At 56.0% G+C, this 16,013-nt stretch carries 12 protein-coding genes; 11 read left to right on the top strand and 1 reads right to left on the bottom strand.

The annotated features are described in order from the left end of the window. The first annotated feature begins 2 nt into the window (after positions 1 to 2). From uhpC to ACYAC5_RS11860, 11 genes are all read left to right on the top strand, one after another. Positions 3 to 1,331: an MFS transporter family glucose-6-phosphate receptor UhpC gene (gene uhpC / locus ACYAC5_RS11910; protein ID WP_462062976.1), complete on the top strand. Its 1,329-nt coding sequence runs from the start codon at positions 3 to 5 to the stop codon at positions 1,329 to 1,331. 137 nt (positions 1,332 to 1,468) lie between these two features. Next, a complete protein-coding gene (uhpT, locus tag ACYAC5_RS11905) occupies positions 1,469 to 2,860 on the top strand; it encodes a hexose-6-phosphate:phosphate antiporter (RefSeq protein WP_110866402.1) in 1,392 nt (463 codons plus the stop codon). 211 nt (positions 2,861 to 3,071) lie between these two features. Beyond that, positions 3,072 to 4,040 carry an HNH endonuclease signature motif containing protein gene (locus ACYAC5_RS11900; protein ID WP_101764045.1) on the top strand — a complete coding sequence of 323 codons (969 nt, stop codon included), beginning with the start codon at positions 3,072 to 3,074 and terminating at the stop codon, positions 4,038 to 4,040. A 143-nt stretch (positions 4,041 to 4,183) separates the two neighbouring features. Continuing rightward, on the top strand, positions 4,184 to 4,906 hold the full coding sequence (locus ACYAC5_RS11895) for an RNA polymerase sigma factor FliA (protein ID WP_007891379.1): 723 nt from the start codon (positions 4,184 to 4,186) through the stop codon (positions 4,904 to 4,906). 51 nt (positions 4,907 to 4,957) lie between these two features. Then, entirely contained in the window at positions 4,958 to 5,461 is a 504-nt protein-coding gene (gene fliZ / locus ACYAC5_RS11890) for a flagella biosynthesis regulatory protein FliZ (protein WP_007891377.1), read from the top strand. Between the two features lie 131 nt (positions 5,462 to 5,592). Continuing rightward, positions 5,593 to 6,579, top strand: coding sequence for a D-cysteine desulfhydrase (locus ACYAC5_RS11885; RefSeq protein WP_137386027.1), 987 nt, complete (start codon positions 5,593 to 5,595; stop codon positions 6,577 to 6,579). 105 nt (positions 6,580 to 6,684) lie between these two features. Next, a complete protein-coding gene (gene tcyJ / locus ACYAC5_RS11880; protein ID WP_309834218.1) occupies positions 6,685 to 7,485 on the top strand; it encodes a cystine ABC transporter substrate-binding protein in 801 nt (266 codons plus the stop codon). Next, positions 7,485 to 8,153, top strand: coding sequence for a cystine ABC transporter permease (tcyL, locus tag ACYAC5_RS11875; RefSeq protein ID WP_064739084.1), 669 nt, complete (start codon positions 7,485 to 7,487; stop codon positions 8,151 to 8,153). The genes tcyJ and tcyL overlap by 1 nt, the downstream gene beginning before the upstream one ends. After that, complete coding sequence (gene tcyN / locus ACYAC5_RS11870; RefSeq protein ID WP_064739083.1) at positions 8,150 to 8,902, top strand: L-cystine ABC transporter ATP-binding protein TcyN; 753 nt, start codon at positions 8,150 to 8,152, stop codon at positions 8,900 to 8,902. Before tcyL ends, tcyN begins: the two co-directional genes overlap by 4 nt. A gap of 236 nt (positions 8,903 to 9,138) precedes the next feature. Further along, positions 9,139 to 10,227: an acyltransferase family protein gene (locus tag ACYAC5_RS11865; RefSeq protein ID WP_280171809.1), complete on the top strand. Its 1,089-nt coding sequence runs from the start codon at positions 9,139 to 9,141 to the stop codon at positions 10,225 to 10,227. Positions 10,228 to 10,694: 467 nt separating this feature from the next. Beyond that, on the top strand, positions 10,695 to 11,777 hold the full coding sequence (locus tag ACYAC5_RS11860; RefSeq protein ID WP_101764049.1) for an acyltransferase family protein: 1,083 nt from the start codon (positions 10,695 to 10,697) through the stop codon (positions 11,775 to 11,777). Positions 11,778 to 11,847: 70 nt separating this feature from the next. On the opposite strand, the gene putA is transcribed toward ACYAC5_RS11860, so the two are convergent. Then, complete coding sequence (gene putA, locus ACYAC5_RS11855; protein ID WP_462061806.1) at positions 11,848 to 15,792, bottom strand: trifunctional transcriptional regulator/proline dehydrogenase/L-glutamate gamma-semialdehyde dehydrogenase; 3,945 nt, start codon at positions 15,790 to 15,792, stop codon at positions 11,848 to 11,850. Between the last annotated feature and the right edge of the window lie 221 nt (positions 15,793 to 16,013).

Below are 16,013 nucleotides of genomic sequence, written 5' to 3'. Positions count from 1 at the left end.
TGATGTTCAGATTTCTCAAAGCGCCCGCCAGCGCGGAGCCGATCAGCGATAAAGCGGCCATTGATGCACGCTATCGCTACTGGCGTCGCCATATCATGATCACCATCTGGCTCGGCTATGCGCTGTTCTATTTCACCCGTAAAAGCTTCAACGCCGCGTCGCCGGAAATTCTGGCGGCGGGCGTGATGACGCGCACCGACATCGGCCTGCTGGCGACGCTGTTTTACATCACTTACGGCCTGTCGAAGTTTTTCTCTGGCATCGTCAGCGACCGCTCTAACGCGCGCTACTTCATGGGCATCGGGCTGATAGCGACAGGCGTGGTGAATATTCTGTTTGGCTTCTCCACATCGCTGTGGGCTTTCGCCGTGTTGTGGGTGTTAAATGCCTTTTTCCAGGGATGGGGATCGCCGGTCTGTGCGCGTCTGCTGACCAGCTGGTTTTCCCGCACTGAACGCGGCGGCTGGTGGGCGCTGTGGAACACAGCACAAAACGTTGGCGGTGCGCTGATCCCGATGATCGTCGGTACCGCCGCGCTGCACTATGGCTGGCGCGCTGGCATGATGATCGCGGGCGGACTGGCGATCGTCGCCGGTATTTTTCTCTGCTGGCGCCTGCGCGATCGCCCGCAAACCGTGGGTTTACCGCCGGTCGGTGACTGGCGCCACGATGCGCTGGAGATCGCCCAGCAGCAAGAGGGCGCAGGGCTGACTCACAAACAGATCCTTGCCAAATATGTGCTGCTCAACCCTTACATCTGGCTGCTGTCGCTGTGTTACGTGCTGGTTTACGTGGTGCGTGCCGCGATTAACGACTGGGGCAATCTCTATATGTCCGAGACGCTGGGCGTCAATCTGGTGACGGCCAACTCGGCGGTGACCATGTTTGAACTCGGTGGCTTTGGCGGTGCGTTAGTGGCGGGATGGGGATCGGATAAATTGTTCAACGGCAATCGCGGGCCGATGAACCTGATCTTTGCCGCCGGCATTTTGCTGTCAGTGGGATCGCTGTGGCTGATGCCCTTTGCCAGCTACGTGATGCAGGCTGCGTGTTTCTTTACCATCGGCTTTTTTGTCTTCGGCCCGCAGATGTTGATTGGCATGGCGGCGGCGGAGTGTTCGCACAAAGACGCGGCAGGCGCGGCGACCGGATTTGTTGGCCTGTTTGCCTATCTGGGCGCATCGCTCTCCGGCTGGCCGCTGGCGCGGGTAATCGATGTCTGGCACTGGAACGGTTTCTTTGCGGTCATCGCCTGCGCGGCGGGCATTTCGGCCTTGCTGCTGCTGCCGTTCCTGCATGCTCAAACGCCGCGCCAGCGCGAGGAAGTGTGATGCATCCCCGCTTTTTACCCTTACATCGACAAAACTAAGAAATTTTCCCGGTTGCGCCGGGCGGTTGTCTCAGGCCGAAACCGCTGCTGATTTTTACAATGCCTGCCATCACGCAGGTCATTAATCAGGAGCACTCCATGCTGGCTTTCTTAAATCAGGTGCGCAAGCCGACCCTGAATTTGTCGCTCGAAGAGCGGCGCAAGATGTGGTTCAAACCCTTTATGCAGTCCTATCTGGTGGTCTTTATCGGCTACCTGACCATGTATCTGATCCGCAAAAATTTCAACATTGCGCAGAACGACATGATCACCACCTACGGACTCAGCATGACGCAGCTGGGGATGATTGGGCTCGGCTTCTCCATTACGTACGGCGTCGGTAAAACGCTGGTCTCCTATTACGCCGATGGGAAAAATACCAAGCAGTTCCTGCCGTTTATGCTGATCCTCTCGGCCATCTGCATGCTGGGCTTCAGCGCCAGCATGGGCGCGGGCTCGGTGAGTTTGTTCCTGATGATCGCGTTTTATGCGCTGAGCGGCTTCTTCCAAAGTACCGGCGGATCCTGTAGCTACTCCACCATCACCAAATGGACGCCGCGGCGTAAACGCGGCAGCTATCTGGGGATGTGGAATATTTCGCACAACCTGGGCGGCGCAGGTGCGGCAGGTGTGGCGCTGTTTGGTGCCAATTACCTGTTCGATGGGCACGTGGTCGGCATGTTTGTGTTCCCGTCACTGATCGCGCTGGTGGTCGGTTTTATCGGTCTGCGCTACGGCAGCGATTCACCCGAATCTTACGGTCTGGGTAAAGCCGAGGAACTGTTTGGCGAAGAGATCAGTGAAGAGGACAAAGAGACCGAAGATCAGGCGATGACCAAATGGCAGATCTTTGTCGAGTACGTGCTGAAAAACAAAGTGATTTGGCTGCTGTGCTTCGCCAACATCTTCCTGTACGTGGTGCGCATTGGTATCGATCAGTGGTCGACGGTGTATGCCTTCCAGGAGTTAAAACTGTCAAAAGAGGTGGCGATTCAGGGCTTCACGCTGTTTGAAGTCGGGGCGTTAGTCGGCACGCTGCTGTGGGGCTGGTTGTCGGATCTGGCGAATGGTCGTCGTGCGCTGGTGGCATGCGTGGCGCTGGCGTTGATTATCGCCACGCTTGGTATCTATCAACATGCCAGCAATCAGTATGTTTATCTGGCGTCGCTGTTTGCCTTGGGCTTCCTGGTGTTTGGTCCGCAGTTGTTAATTGGCGTTGCCGCTGTCGGCTTTGTGCCGAAAAAAGCCATTGGCGCCGCCGATGGCATCAAAGGCACCTTTGCTTACCTGATTGGTGACAGCTTCGCCAAGTTAGGCTTGGGAATGATCGCCGATGGCACGCCCATCTTTGGCTTAACCGGTTGGGCCGGGACCTTTGCGGCGCTGGATGCCGCCGCGATCGGCTGTATCGCCTTAATGGCGATGGTGGCGGTGTTTGAAGAGCGTAAGATTCGCCGTGAAAAGCGTCTGCAACGGTTGAAAGCAGCATGATGTCTAGCCCCGGTTTTCACCGGGGCTTTTTCGGGCGATAAATCCTGCTGACCTAAAACAAATTCATACGCAGGGGAATGGACGATTTTAGCTGCTGCACTACTTCCTCAGAAAAGTAACCACCTTGTTACAGTCCTCGCGCAGATTGCCGATAACTCCCCTCAGAATCATTCCAATTTTTGAACCACATTTTTCCGTTTCTGGGGTGTCTATGCGCTTCAATTATGACTTGTTACCGGGTGAGCTACTGACCTTCGAAGAGATTGCCCTGCGCTACACGCAGCAGCATCCCGACGAGAAAGAGCTTACCGCACGCGGGTTGCTGAGCCCATCGACCAGCTTTCGCAATTTGGTGATCCGCGCGCTGTTCGCGCAGGAGGAGATCAACAGCCCGATCGAGGATCTGCTGTTTGTCTCGGACGACAACGAGCGCAAAAATTATCTGCGTCGCTTTGAGCACTACCTGAAAAACCAGCAGGCGTTTCTCTACTTCCGGCGCAACGACGAAGCGCGCAAAGAAGGGCGCTGGAAAGTGGTCGGCGAAACCCAGGTGTTCGCCATGCTCGATCCCAATTCAGCAGCGGCACAGAATCTGCTCAACAGCCGGGGCTTTAAGCTGGTGCTGATGCGGCAGACCGAAGAGGATGAGTATTGGCAGCTGTTCGATGCGCAGGCGCATCCGTGCTTCCCGCTGTCGCGCAAAATCCAGTTTCTGGTGGTGTTGAGCACGCCGCAATACAAAGTGCCGAGCGGCGTGATGCCCGGCACAGAAGTCGGACGCCGCGTAAAAGCTAAAGTGCTGCAGCGCTCCAGCCAGGCGGAGTTTACCTCGGCGGTAAAAGCGCGCTACGGCGCCTGCATTATCACCGGCACGCAGCTAACCGAACGTCACAGCTGGCCGTGGGTGGAAGCCTGCTACATCGACACGCAAGAGAACGAAGAGGGCTTTCTGGCGGATAACAGCGCCGATAACGGCTTATTCCTGCGCAGCGACCTGCAGCGGCTGTTTATCAACAAAATGATAAGCATCAACGCGGAAACCGGTCAGGTGCTGTTTAATCCTGCGCTGGAAACTGAAGCGTTGATTACCCCTTTTTATCAGGCACTTGAGGGCAAAGTTTGCGCATTATGGGACGCGGTGCCGCCTGGCACGCGGGAAAGACTGCGTAATTTGCGCTAACGCCCGCGCGGATGGCGGTGCGATCCACCGCCATCCATAACAAATTTGAAATAACCTCGCTTTTGCCCGCCTATTCTGCCAATCAAAACCCCTACAGAATTGGATAATCATGCCGATAACTTTACTAACGCAGGGTAGTCAACGTGAACGATCTCTATACCGCCGATGGCGTGATGGATAAACATTCGCTCTGGCAGCGCTACGTTCCTCTGGTGCGGCATGAAGCGCTGCGCCTGCAGGTTCGTTTGCCAGCCAGCGTTGAGCTTGACGATCTGCTGCAGGCCGGTGGCATTGGCTTATTAAATGCCGTGGAGCGCTACGATGCGCTACAGGGCACCGCCTTTACTACCTACGCCGTGCAGCGTATCCGGGGAGCAATGCTGGATGAGCTGCGCAGTCGCGACTGGGCACCACGCAGCGTACGCAGAAATGCGCGCGAAGTGGCAGGTGCCATGCATCAGGTAGAACAAGCGTTGGGGCGCTCGGCTACTGAGCAGGAAGTGGCTGAGCGACTGAATGTTTCGCTGGAGGAGTATCGGCAGATTCTGCTCGATACCAACAACAGCCAACTCTTTTCCTACGACGAGTATCGGGAAGAACATGGCGACAGTGCGGAGCTGGTGACGGAGGGGCATGAGGAAGCCAACCCGCTTCATCAGTTGTTGGAAGGAAACCTACGTGACCGCGTGATTGAAGCGATTGAGGCCTTGCCTGAACGTGAAAAACTCGTGCTCACACTGTACTACCAGGAAGAACTGAACCTGAAGGAGATTGGCGCGGTGCTGGAAGTGGGGGAATCCCGCGTCAGTCAACTGCACAGTCAGGCGATCAAACGCCTGCGTGCCCGATTATCGGGGGCGCGCTAACAGTCTCAGTTCCTGGCGATCGAAAAAAACAATAAAACCGGGGACTCAGCAATGGGAGCCAAAGTTAAAGCCAGACCGTTAAGTCGCTATCTTAAAGACTATAAGCACAGCCAAAGCAATTGTTCACACTGTGGCAAAGTTTTAGATCGTATGGCGTTAGTCTTTCGCGGCCAGATCATCAATAAAGAGGCCATCGCACGCATGGACCAAATGATTGACGATCAGGTGTGGATGAAACTCCAGCCAGAATTGACCGCCTTGTGTCGTTTCTGCAGCGATATATTTTGTAATACCCATCCGAATTACTTCGACATTATGGCGTTTAAGCAATACCTGTTTGAGCAGACCGAGATGAGCCACAGTACCATACGTGAGTATGTAGTCCGTTTGCGTCGGCTTGATGACATGCTGAAGGCGAAAAATTTCCCGGCCGATCGTTTACGGGGCAATAGCTGGCATGAATGTCTGGAGAACGATCTGCCTGATGCGGGCAATAACAATTACCGCATCGCACTGCGCAAATATGACCAGTTTTTAGGCTGGCAGCAGGGCTGAGGGAGATCCCACCCTTGTTGTTGTCGAGCATGACAGCAACAAGGGCAGCACGCGGTGAATTCCGGGTGCGACTTTTCTCATCTTCTGCAACACTGTATGGATAACTGCACATTGCCCGAATGGAGGCTGCATTGTCCTTACATCTTCTGCACCAGTTCCCCCGTCTTGAATTACTCGGTGCGCCTACGCCGCTTGAGCATTTGCCCCGGCTTTCTGACTATCTTGGTCGCGATATCTTTATTAAGCGCGATGACTTCACGCCGGTGGCCCTCGGCGGTAACAAACTGCGTAAACTCGAATTCCTGGCTGCGGATGCGCTGCGCGAAGGCGCGGATGTGCTGCTGACGGCGGGCGCCATTCAGTCTAACCATGTGCGTCAAACCGCCGCCGTGGCGGCGAAGCTCGGCCTGAAGTGCGTGGCGCTGCTGGAAAACCCGATTGGCACCACGTCAGAAAACTACCTCAGCAACGGCAATCGCCTGATGCTTGATTTGATGGATGTGGAAATCGTCATGGTTGATGCGCTGCACAATCCCACTGAACAGCTGGCCGCTCAGGCCGAACACCTCGAAGCGCAGGGATTCCGCCCGTATATTGTGCCGGTCGGCGGTTCCAATGCGCTCGGTGCGCTCGGCTACGTTGAGTGCGCGCAGGAGATTGCGCATCAAAGCGAAGGCGTGGTGGATTTTGCCGCGGTGGTGGTCGCTTCCGGCAGCGCCGGCACGCACGCGGGCCTGGCGGTGGGTCTGGAACAGCTGCTGCCCGAAACCGAATTGGTCGGCGTTACCGTGTCGCGCAAAGTTGAGGCGCAGTTGCCGGTGGTGGAGCGCATTCGCAGCGCGCTGGCTGAGCAGCTGGAAGTGCAGGCCAAAGCGCCGATCACCTTGTGGGATGATTACTTCGCGCCGCGTTACGGCGAGCCAAACGATGAGGGCATGGCGGCGGTGAAACTGCTGGCGCGCCTGGAAGGCATCATGCTCGATCCGGTCTACACCGGCAAAGCGATGGCGGGATTAATTGATGGCATTGCGCAAAATCGCTTCCGTCGTGAAGGTCCGTTGCTGTTCGTGCATACCGGGGGATCGCCGGCGTTATTTGCTTATCACCCTTCGGTCTGAGACAGAACGTAAAAACGGTTTATAATCCAGCGGTTATTCAAACGGTCGCCGTCGATGGCGGCCTGACAAAGCACACAACAACACATCACAATAAATGGGGTAAACATGACTTTCTCTCCAATTCGTCGCCAAATGGTGATGGGCATGATGGCGGTCGCGCTGGTCGCGGGCGTTAACGTTAAATCCTTCGCCGCAGAAGATTTGCTGGCAAAAGTAAAGAGTAAAGGCGAGTTGCGCGTCGGTCTGGAAGGCACTTATCCGCCGTTCAGCTTCCAGGACGAAAAAGGTAAGCTGACCGGCTTCGAAGTAGAGTTCGCTCAGGCGCTGGCTCAACACCTTGGCGTGAAAGCCGATCTGCGTCCGACCAAATGGGACGGCATGCTGGCGTCGCTGGATTCCAAACGCATCGACGTGGTGATCAATCAGGTCACCATTTCCCCTGAGCGCAAGAAAAAGTATGACTTCTCTACGCCGTACACCATTTCTGGCGTGCAGGCGCTGACGCTGAAGAAAAACGCAGCGACCGTCACCAAGCCAGACGATCTGGCCGGCAAGAAAGTCGGCGTCGGTCTCGGTTCCAACTACGAGCAGTGGCTGAAGGATAATGTGCCGAAAGCCGATGTGCGTACCTATGATGATGACCCAACCAAGTATCAGGATCTGCGTTCAGGCCGTTTAGACGCCATTCTGGTTGACCGTTTAGCGGCGCTGGATCTGGTGAAGAAAACCGGCGACACCATGGCGGTAGCAGGCCCGGCCTTCTCCCGTCTGGAATCGGGCGTGGCGCTGCGTAAAGGCAACGACGATCTGCTGAAAGCGATCGACTCCGCCATTGCGGACATGCAGAAAGATGGCTCGCTGAGCAAACTGTCTGAAAAATGGTTCGGCGCGGACGTCACTAAATAATGCAGGAAAGCTTACAACTGGTGCTGGATTCAGCACCATTTTTACTGAAAGGCGCGCTGTTCACGCTGCAGCTGAGTATCGGCGGGATGTTCTTCGGCCTGATACTCGGCTTCGTGCTGGCGCTGATGCGCCTGTCACACTTCTGGCCGATCAACTGGCTGGCACGCATCTACGTGTCGATTTTCCGTGGCACGCCGCTCATCGCCCAACTGTTTATGATCTATTACGGTCTGCCGCAGTTTGGTATCGAGCTGGATCCGATTCCGTCGGCGATGATTGGTCTGTCGCTGAATACCGCTGCTTACGCCTCTGAATCACTGCGTGGTGCGATTGCCGCGATTGAGCGCGGGCAGTGGGAAGCCGCTGCCAGCATCGGCATGACGCCGTGGCAAACGCTGCGTCGCGTGATCCTGCCGCAGGCCGCGCGCACCGCGTTGCCGCCACTGGGCAACAGCTTTATCAGCCTGGTGAAAGATACCTCGCTGGCCGCCACCATTCAGGTGCCGGAGCTGTTCCGTCAGGCGCAGCTGATCACCTCACGGACGCTGGAAGTGTTCACCATGTATCTGGCGGCCTCGCTGATTTACTGGGTGATGGCGACCGTGCTGTCGGCGTTGCAAAATCGCCTGGAAGCGCATGTGAATCGACAGGATCGGGAGGGCAAATGAGTGCAATTGAAGTCCGTCAGCTGGTGAAGCAGTTTCACGGCCAGACGGTGCTGCACGGCATCGATCTCGACGTGGCACCAGGCGAAGTGGTGGCCATTATCGGGCCAAGCGGCTCCGGTAAAACCACGCTGCTGCGCAGTATCAATTTGCTGGAAGTGCCGGAAAGCGGACGTATCAAAGTTGGCGATATTGCCATTGATGCGGCGCTCGGCCTCAACAAGCAGAAGCAGTTGGTGCGCCAGTTGCGTCAGCAGGTTGGCTTTGTGTTCCAGAACTTCAATCTGTTCCCGCACCGCTCGGTGCTGGAGAACATCATTGAAGGACCGGTGATCGTCAAGGGCGAGCCGAAGGCGGAAGCCATCGCACGTGCGCGCAGTCTGCTGGAAAAAGTGGGATTGCACGGCAAGGAAGAGAGTTTTCCGCGTCGTCTCTCCGGCGGACAGCAGCAGCGTGTGGCGATTGCTCGCGCGCTGGCGATGCGTCCGGAAGTGATTCTGTTTGATGAGCCGACCTCGGCGCTTGATCCTGAGCTGGTGGGCGAGGTGCTCAACACCATTCGCGCGCTGGCGCAGGAGAAACGCACCATGGTGATCGTCACCCATGAGATGAGCTTTGCGCGCGATGTCGCGGATCGCGCCATCTTTATGGATCAGGGACGCATCGTGGAGCAGGGCGCAGCAAAAGCGCTGTTCAGCAATCCTCAACAGGCGCGTACCCGGCAATTTCTCGACAAGTTTCTTAACCAATAATCCCAAGCGTCGCCTGATAAGGGCGACGCTTTTCTTATCTCTCCCGGTATTTTTCTTCTCAGTATTTTCCTAAAGTCAATTCGCCTGGCTTTAATAACCTTCTGAATTTTAACGTTTAAATTTCACCAGTATCCTGCGCGAACTAGGGTGATTTCTTATTAGGAAAGTCCCGATTGAGACATCTTTGTAAATATAAATAATTCTTTACAAATTCATGGCGCAATTAGGACATAGCAATGACAACTGCCAGGAAAGAGGTCCTCTGGATCAACACGCTCAAAGGGGGCTGCATTTTGATGGTGGTATTACACCACTCCATCATCACCACGTTCGCGCCTTCGCTGCATCATCTCACTGTTGGGCTGCTGCCAGCGCACTGGTGGGTGGCGTTTAACACCTATCTGTCGCCGCTGCGCATGCCGGCCTTCTTTTTTGTCTCCGGTTTGCTGGCTGCCAGTTCAATCACCAAAAAGAGCTGGAAAGAGGTGTTCACCAAGAAGTTCAGCAACATCGTCTATCTCTACCTGCTGTGGGGCGTCATTCAGTGGCTGAGCATTCACTACATCTCCACCCATCTCGGGGAACGGCTCTCCAGCACTAAAAACGCCGCCTATGCGGACACGCCGTTTGAGTTCGTTAAGCTGCTGATGACCTCAATGACGAGCCTCTGGTATCTCTACGCGCTGGCCGGATTCTTCCTGTTCACCAAGCTGTTCCACAAACAGAAGATGGCCTTGATGGCGCTGGCGATCGTCGCGACTTACGCCGCGCAGTTTAGCCTGATTCCCGGCTGGGGACCCGCCAGCGTGGCGCAGAACTATCTCTATTTCCTGCTCGGCGTGTTCTTCAGCCAGGCGTTGATCGAGTTGAGCGAACTGAAGCGTCAGCACTGGTTGATGCTGGGCGGCATTGCGCTGATTGGCCTGCTGCACCATGTCGGCGGCATCTATAAGAATCCGTTCTACAGCTTGCTGACCATCGTGTTTGGCATTGTGCTGTGCCGCTTGCTCAATGAACATTTCAATATGGCGTGGCTTAACTGGATTGGCCGTAACACGCTGCAAATCTACGTGCTGCACCGTATCTTTATTGAGCTGCTGGGGCTGAGTGCGATTGTGCTGGCGGTGCATTATGGCTGGTTTGACCATACCGTCTTTAGCTGGGCATGGGCGCTACTGATGCCAATTATCGGCGTTGCGTTGTGTACCAGTATTTCGCTGCTGGTGTGGACGCTGCTCAATCGTGGTCCGGGCCGCATGCTGTTTCTCTATCCGCGCCTGCTGCGCAAACCTGCGCTTGAAAGCAAAAGCGCGCCGCTGCAGTAATTCTTTTGGTCAAGCGCCGCACATTCCGTAGCGGCGCAATTCATTGCGCGATAAATCGCGCCGCTACGGAATGTGCGGTAATAAATCGCCTAGCACAACGCTAATATTCCTGCTTATCCATTTGCCACATTAAATAAACCCACACTTAGAATTTGAATTTAATCTGGCATAAGAAAGGGGGGATTGTTCTTAAATTCCCTGCGCGACAACGATCACACTTATTTTACTTAATTATCTTTTAGTGACTCAAATTAAGACAAATTTCCTTAGCCTACTCAGGGTTCTATTTTTGTCTGGATCTGTAAAGTATTGTTATATCAGGACCACAAAAAAACATTTAGGACTTTCGCTACATCATGCCCGCCCCGCCTGTTGAATAATCGTTTAATAATCATAAATGCTACAACGCTTATTTCCTCATCCTTCTTCTTTAAGACCTACACAGCAACAGCAGCGGGAGTCATCATATGAATAACGCCAGGAAAGAAGATATCGCATGGATAAATACCCTCAAGGGAGCCTGCATATTACTGGTGGTGTTGTATCACACCGTATTACCTGGATTCGAAGGCACGGTGAAATTATTGACGGCTGGTTGGATCCCGGCAGAAATATGGGTGCAGTTTAATACCGTATTATCGCCGCTGCGTATGCCGGCGTTTTTCTTTGTTTCGGGCTTATTAGCCACTAACGGTATTTTAAATCGGCCGTGGAAACAGGTGTTTACCAGTCGCATCACCAACCTGTTTTATCTCTATATTTTGTGGGGCTTTATTCAGTGGTGGTCGATTGTTGGCATCTCCACCGAGATCACCGGGCAGCGTATTTCACAGAACCTCAACGCGGCGTATGCCGGTTCGCTGCTGGAGTTCTTAAAGCTGACATTCCTCGCCATGAGCACCTCGTGGTATCTCTACGGCCTGGCGCTCTATTTCCTGTGCGCCAAGATCTTTAAACAGCAGAAAGTGGCGTTGCTGGTGGTGGCGATTGCGCTCAACTATCTGGCGGTGGAGAAGATCATTCCGTATTGGGGGCCACAAAGTGTGGCGCAGTATTTCCTGTTCTTCCTGCTGGGGGCGTTCTGGAGCCCAATGATGCTGCGTCTCAGTGAATGGCGTCGTGACAACATTGTGCCGTGGGCGATATTGGCGGCGGTCTCGGGCCTGCATATCATCTTTGGTCTGGATAAGAGCCTGTTCCTGTGCATCCTTGCGGTGCTGGGTAGCGTGGCGGCGTGTCGCTGGCTGAACGCGCGTTTCAAGATGAGTTATTTGAATTGGGTTGGGCGCAACACGCTGCAAATTTACGTGATTCACCGCATCTTCATTGAGTTCTTCGGTATGTCGGCGATTCTGTTCGCCCAGCGCCATCACCTGTTTGAGCAAGCATGGTTCTCCATTCTGTGGGCCTGTTTCTATCCGCTGGCGATTGTTGGCATCTGTTCGCTGTGTTCGGTGGCGGTGTGGCAGGTGACTAATCGTGGATTGGGGCAGTCGCTGTTTGTGTTTCCAACGCTGATCGGGTTGAAGCGGAATAAGTCTGCGGCCTGAAAATTCACGCGATGAATCGCGCCGCTACGAAGTCATGCACTGACTGTAGCGGCGCACTTTATTGCGCGTCTTAACCGATGGTCATCAAACTCGCATTACCGCCCGCAGCGGCGGTATTGACGCTGAGTGAACGCTCAATGAGCAAACGCTCCAGCAGCAGATTGGTTTCACCGCGGGCGAAGCCCTGCACCGAGACAATCGCGCCATCGCGTGCCGCGACCTGCTCACACAGGCTGCGCAGCTGATCGGCATCACCGTGATAAATCACCGCATCAAACTCCGCCGCCAGCGCATCCTTCACCAGCTTGACGTGCGCTTGCACTGCAGCAGGCAAAGACGTACGCAGCGCACGATGCAGCTCATCATCCTGCCAGATGGCCTGACTGCCGACGCTGGTCACCGCCGCCAGTTGCGTCAGCGCGTCTTCCGCGTTATCGGCGATGCACAGCACATGTTCGCGCGGCAGCAGGGTGAAGGTATTGCGCTCGCCGGTTGGGCCCGGCAGCAGACGCACCGTACCGGCCTGCGCCAGCTCGTCGTAACGCTGACACAGCGCCAGCAGCTCAGGCTTATCCTGCGCCCACTGCTGCAATGCCTGATGCGCACGCATCAGCTCGGCACGCACCGTGCTATCCACCGGGCGCTCGGCATCCTGACGATCAAAGGTGATACGCAGCGCGCCATCTGGACGGTTGGCCAGCAGGCGATAGAGATAGAGCGGACCGCCGGCTTTTGGACCAGTGCCCGACAAGCCTTCGCCGCCGAACGGCTGCACGCCGACGACCGCACCCACCATATTGCGGTTTACATACAGGTTGCCGACTTTAGAGCTCGCCGTAACCTGCGCGATGGTTTCGTCGATGCGCGTATGCACGCCGAGCGTCAGGCCGTAACCCGACGCATTAATCTGCTCAACCAGCTGCGGCAAGTTATTGCGCGAGAAACGCACCACGTGCAGCACCGGACCAAACACCTCTTTATCCAGATCGCTCACCTGATCCAGCTCGATCAGCGTCGGCTTGATAAAGGTGCCGCTGTTCCACTCTTTGCTGTCCTGCGGATTCTCCTGCGCCGCCTGATAGACGGTGAAGCCCTTATTGCGCAGCGCCTGAATGTGACGTTCGATGTTGGCTTTCGCTTCGGCATCGATTACCGGACCAATGTCGGTCGAGAGACGTTCCGGGTTGCCCATGCGGCACTCGGCCATTGCACCACGCAGCATTTTCAGCGTGTGATCGGCCACATCGTCCTGCACGCACAGCAGACGCAGCGCCGAGCAGCGTTGACCGGCACTATCAAAGGCCGAAGCCACGATATCCACCACCACCTGTTCGGTGAGCGCTGAGGAATCCACGATCATCGCGTTCATGCCGCCGGTTTCGGCAATCAGCGGCGTCGGACGACCCTGAGGATCGAGACGACCGGCCAGATTACGCTGCAGCAATGTCGCCACCGCGGTTGAACCGGTGAACATCACACCGCGCACGCGCTCGTCGCCGGTCAGTTGCGCACCCACGGTTTCGCCCTGACCCGGCAGCAGTTGCAACACGCCAGCCGGTACGCCGGCATCCAGCAGGATGTGCACCGCCTGCGCGGCAATCAGCGGCGTTTGCTCCGCCGGTTTTGCCAGCACGCTGTTACCCGCCGCCAGCGCTGCGGCAACTTGTCCGGTAAAGATCGCCAGCGGGAAGTTCCACGGGCTAATGCACACCACCGGACCAAGCGGACGATGGGTTTCGTTATCGAAATCGTCGCGCACCATGCCCGCGTAGTAGTAGAGGAAATCAACCGCTTCACGCACCTCGGCGATGGCGTTGTTGTAGGTTTTACCGGCTTCACGCACCAGCAGGCCAATCAACTGCTGCATCTGGCCTTCCATCGCTTCGGCGGCACGCTCCAGAATCGCGGCACGCTCCTGCGGTGGCGTCGCGAACCAGATTGGACCGGCATTGACTGCCGCATCCAGTGCAGCCGAGACTTCGGCTTCGGTAGCTTCACGCACGCTGCCCACCACATCTGTTGGTGCAGAAGGGTTAAGCACCGGGCGGCTGACGCCTTCGCCCAATTCACCTTCTACCAGCGGCTGGGCAATCCACGGCTGGCTGGCGCTGTTGAGCAGGGCACTGGAGAGCGACGCCAGACGATGTTCGTTGGCCATATCCAGACCGGCGGAGTTAGCGCGTTTGGCGCCATACAGATCGCGCGGCAGCGGGATTTTCGGATGCGGTAAACCAATCGCGCCTTCCGCAATGCCCATTTTCTCCACGGCGGCAACCGGATCGGCGACCAGCTCATCCAGTGGCAAGGTGTTATCAGCGATGCGGTTAACGAAGGAGGTATTGGCACCGTTCTCCAGCAGACGACGCACCAGATACGCCAGCAGCGTTTCGTGGGTACCGACCGGCGCATAAATGCGACACGGTCGGTTCAGTTTGCCATCGGCCACTTTACCGACAACCTGCTCATACAGCGGTTCACCCATGCCGTGCAGGCACTGGAATTCGTACTGGCCTGGATAATAGTTATTGCCCGCCAGCTGGTAGATCGCCGCCAGCGTGTGCGCGTTGTGGGTAGCAAACTGCGGATAGATCAGGTTCGGCACCGCGAGCAGTTTGCGCGCGCATGCCAGATATGAGATGTCGGTGTACATCTTGCGGGTATAGACCGGATAGCCTTCCAGACCTTCAATCTGCGCGCGTTTGATTTCGCTGTCCCAATACGCGCCTTTCACCAGGCGAATCATCAGACGGCGACGGCTGCGCTGCGCCAAATCAATCAGCGAATCAATCACGAACGGACAGCGCTTCTGATACGCCTGAATCACAAAGCCGATGCCGTTCCAGCCTTCCAGCTCCGGTTCAAAGCAAAGTTTTTCCAGCAGATCGAGCGACAGCTCAAGGCGATCGGCTTCTTCCGCATCGATGTTAATACCGATGTCATACGTGCGCGCCAGCAGCGTCAGGGATTTAAGGATCGGGTAGAGTTCGTCCATCACGCGCTCATACTGCGCGCGGCTGTAGCGCGGATGCAGCGCTGACAGTTTGATGGAGATGCCCGGACCTTCATAAATACCGCGACCGTTCGACGCCTTGCCGATGGCGTGAATCGCCTGCTGATAAGAAACCAAATAGGCTTTGGCATCGCTGGCGGTCAGCGCCGCTTCGCCCAGCATGTCGTATGAGTAACGGAACCCTTTCTCTTCCAGTTTGCGCGCATTGGCCAGCGCTTCGGCGATGGTTTCACCCGTAACAAACTGCTCGCCCATCAGGCGCATCGCCATGTCCACGCCTTTACGGATCAGCGGTTCGCCGCTTTTACCGATGATGCGATTGAGCGAGCGCGACAGATTAGCCTCATTATGGGTAGAGACCAGACGGCCGGTAAACAGCAAGCCCCAGGTGGCGGCGTTAACAAACATCGACGGGCTGCGGCCAAGATGCGATTGCCAGTTGCCATTGCTGATTTTGTCGCGGATTAACGCATCACGCGTCGGCTTATCCGGAATACGCAGTAGCGCTTCCGCCAGACACATCAGCGCCACGCCTTCCTGCGAGGAGAGTGAGAACTCCTGCAGCAAGCTTTGCACCATGCCGGCGCGGCCGGTTGCACCTTTCTGGTGCCGCAATTTATCGGCAAGGCTGTAAGCCAGCTGATGGGTTTTCTCGGCCAGCGGGGCAGGGAGACGCGCTTGTTCCAGCAGCATTGGCACCGCATCCGTTTCCGGACGACGCCATGCGGCGGTGATCGCTGAGCGGCTGACTGACTGCGGTAAAATATGTTCGGCGAAGTCGAGGAAAGGCTGCAGCGCCTCGTCGGGCACGCTTTCATCACCGGCGGCATCAATCAGCAACTGCGGAATTTCCGGCACGGATTCACCGGCTTCCAGCTGCTCCAGATAATTAAAAATGGCCTGCTTGATCAGCCAGTGTGATGTGCGGTCAAGCTTCTGCGCCGCCAGTTTAATGCGATCGCGGGTGGCTTCATCCAGCTTCACCCCCATGGTAGTCGTTCCCATGATGTCCTCGTCCTCAAAAGTAGTGATTCAACGCTTGCGTGGCAGCAATATCACCTATGTTGCAACTTTGTGCAACCAGGTTAAATGTGACCTCGGTTGCACGCTTTGAACCGCCGAAAGTGTTAAATCGATAAATGCGGCATGAAAATTGCTGCAAGAAACTCGCCAATGTTGCAACCGCCAGCAACAAGACGGTTCCTGAACCCGATGAGGTGCAACTC

The sequence above is a fragment of the Pantoea sp. y20 genome, from assembly GCF_054903455.1.
The sequence above is the reverse complement of the archived record's forward strand: the minus strand, read 5'-3'. Positions and strand labels throughout refer to the sequence as shown.

Bases quoted from the DNA above. Each gene is read 5' to 3' on its own strand.
- uhpC (WP_462062976.1), top strand. From the start codon at position 3: ATGTTCAGATTTCTCAAAGCGCCCGCCAGCGCGGAGCCGATCAGCGAT.
- uhpT (WP_110866402.1), top strand. From the start codon at position 1,469: ATGCTGGCTTTCTTAAATCAGGTGCGCAAGCCGACCCTGAATTTGTCG.
- ACYAC5_RS11900 (WP_101764045.1), top strand. From the start codon at position 3,072: ATGCGCTTCAATTATGACTTGTTACCGGGTGAGCTACTGACCTTCGAA.
- fliZ (WP_007891377.1), top strand. From the start codon at position 4,958: ATGGGAGCCAAAGTTAAAGCCAGACCGTTAAGTCGCTATCTTAAAGAC.
- tcyJ (WP_309834218.1), top strand. From the start codon at position 6,685: ATGACTTTCTCTCCAATTCGTCGCCAAATGGTGATGGGCATGATGGCG.
- tcyL (WP_064739084.1), top strand. From the start codon at position 7,485: ATGCAGGAAAGCTTACAACTGGTGCTGGATTCAGCACCATTTTTACTG.
- tcyN (WP_064739083.1), top strand. From the start codon at position 8,150: ATGAGTGCAATTGAAGTCCGTCAGCTGGTGAAGCAGTTTCACGGCCAG.
- ACYAC5_RS11865 (WP_280171809.1), top strand. From the start codon at position 9,139: ATGACAACTGCCAGGAAAGAGGTCCTCTGGATCAACACGCTCAAAGGG.
- ACYAC5_RS11860 (WP_101764049.1), top strand. From the start codon at position 10,695: ATGAATAACGCCAGGAAAGAAGATATCGCATGGATAAATACCCTCAAG.
- putA (WP_462061806.1), bottom strand. From the start codon at position 15,792: ATGGGAACGACTACCATGGGGGTGAAGCTGGATGAAGCCACCCGCGAT.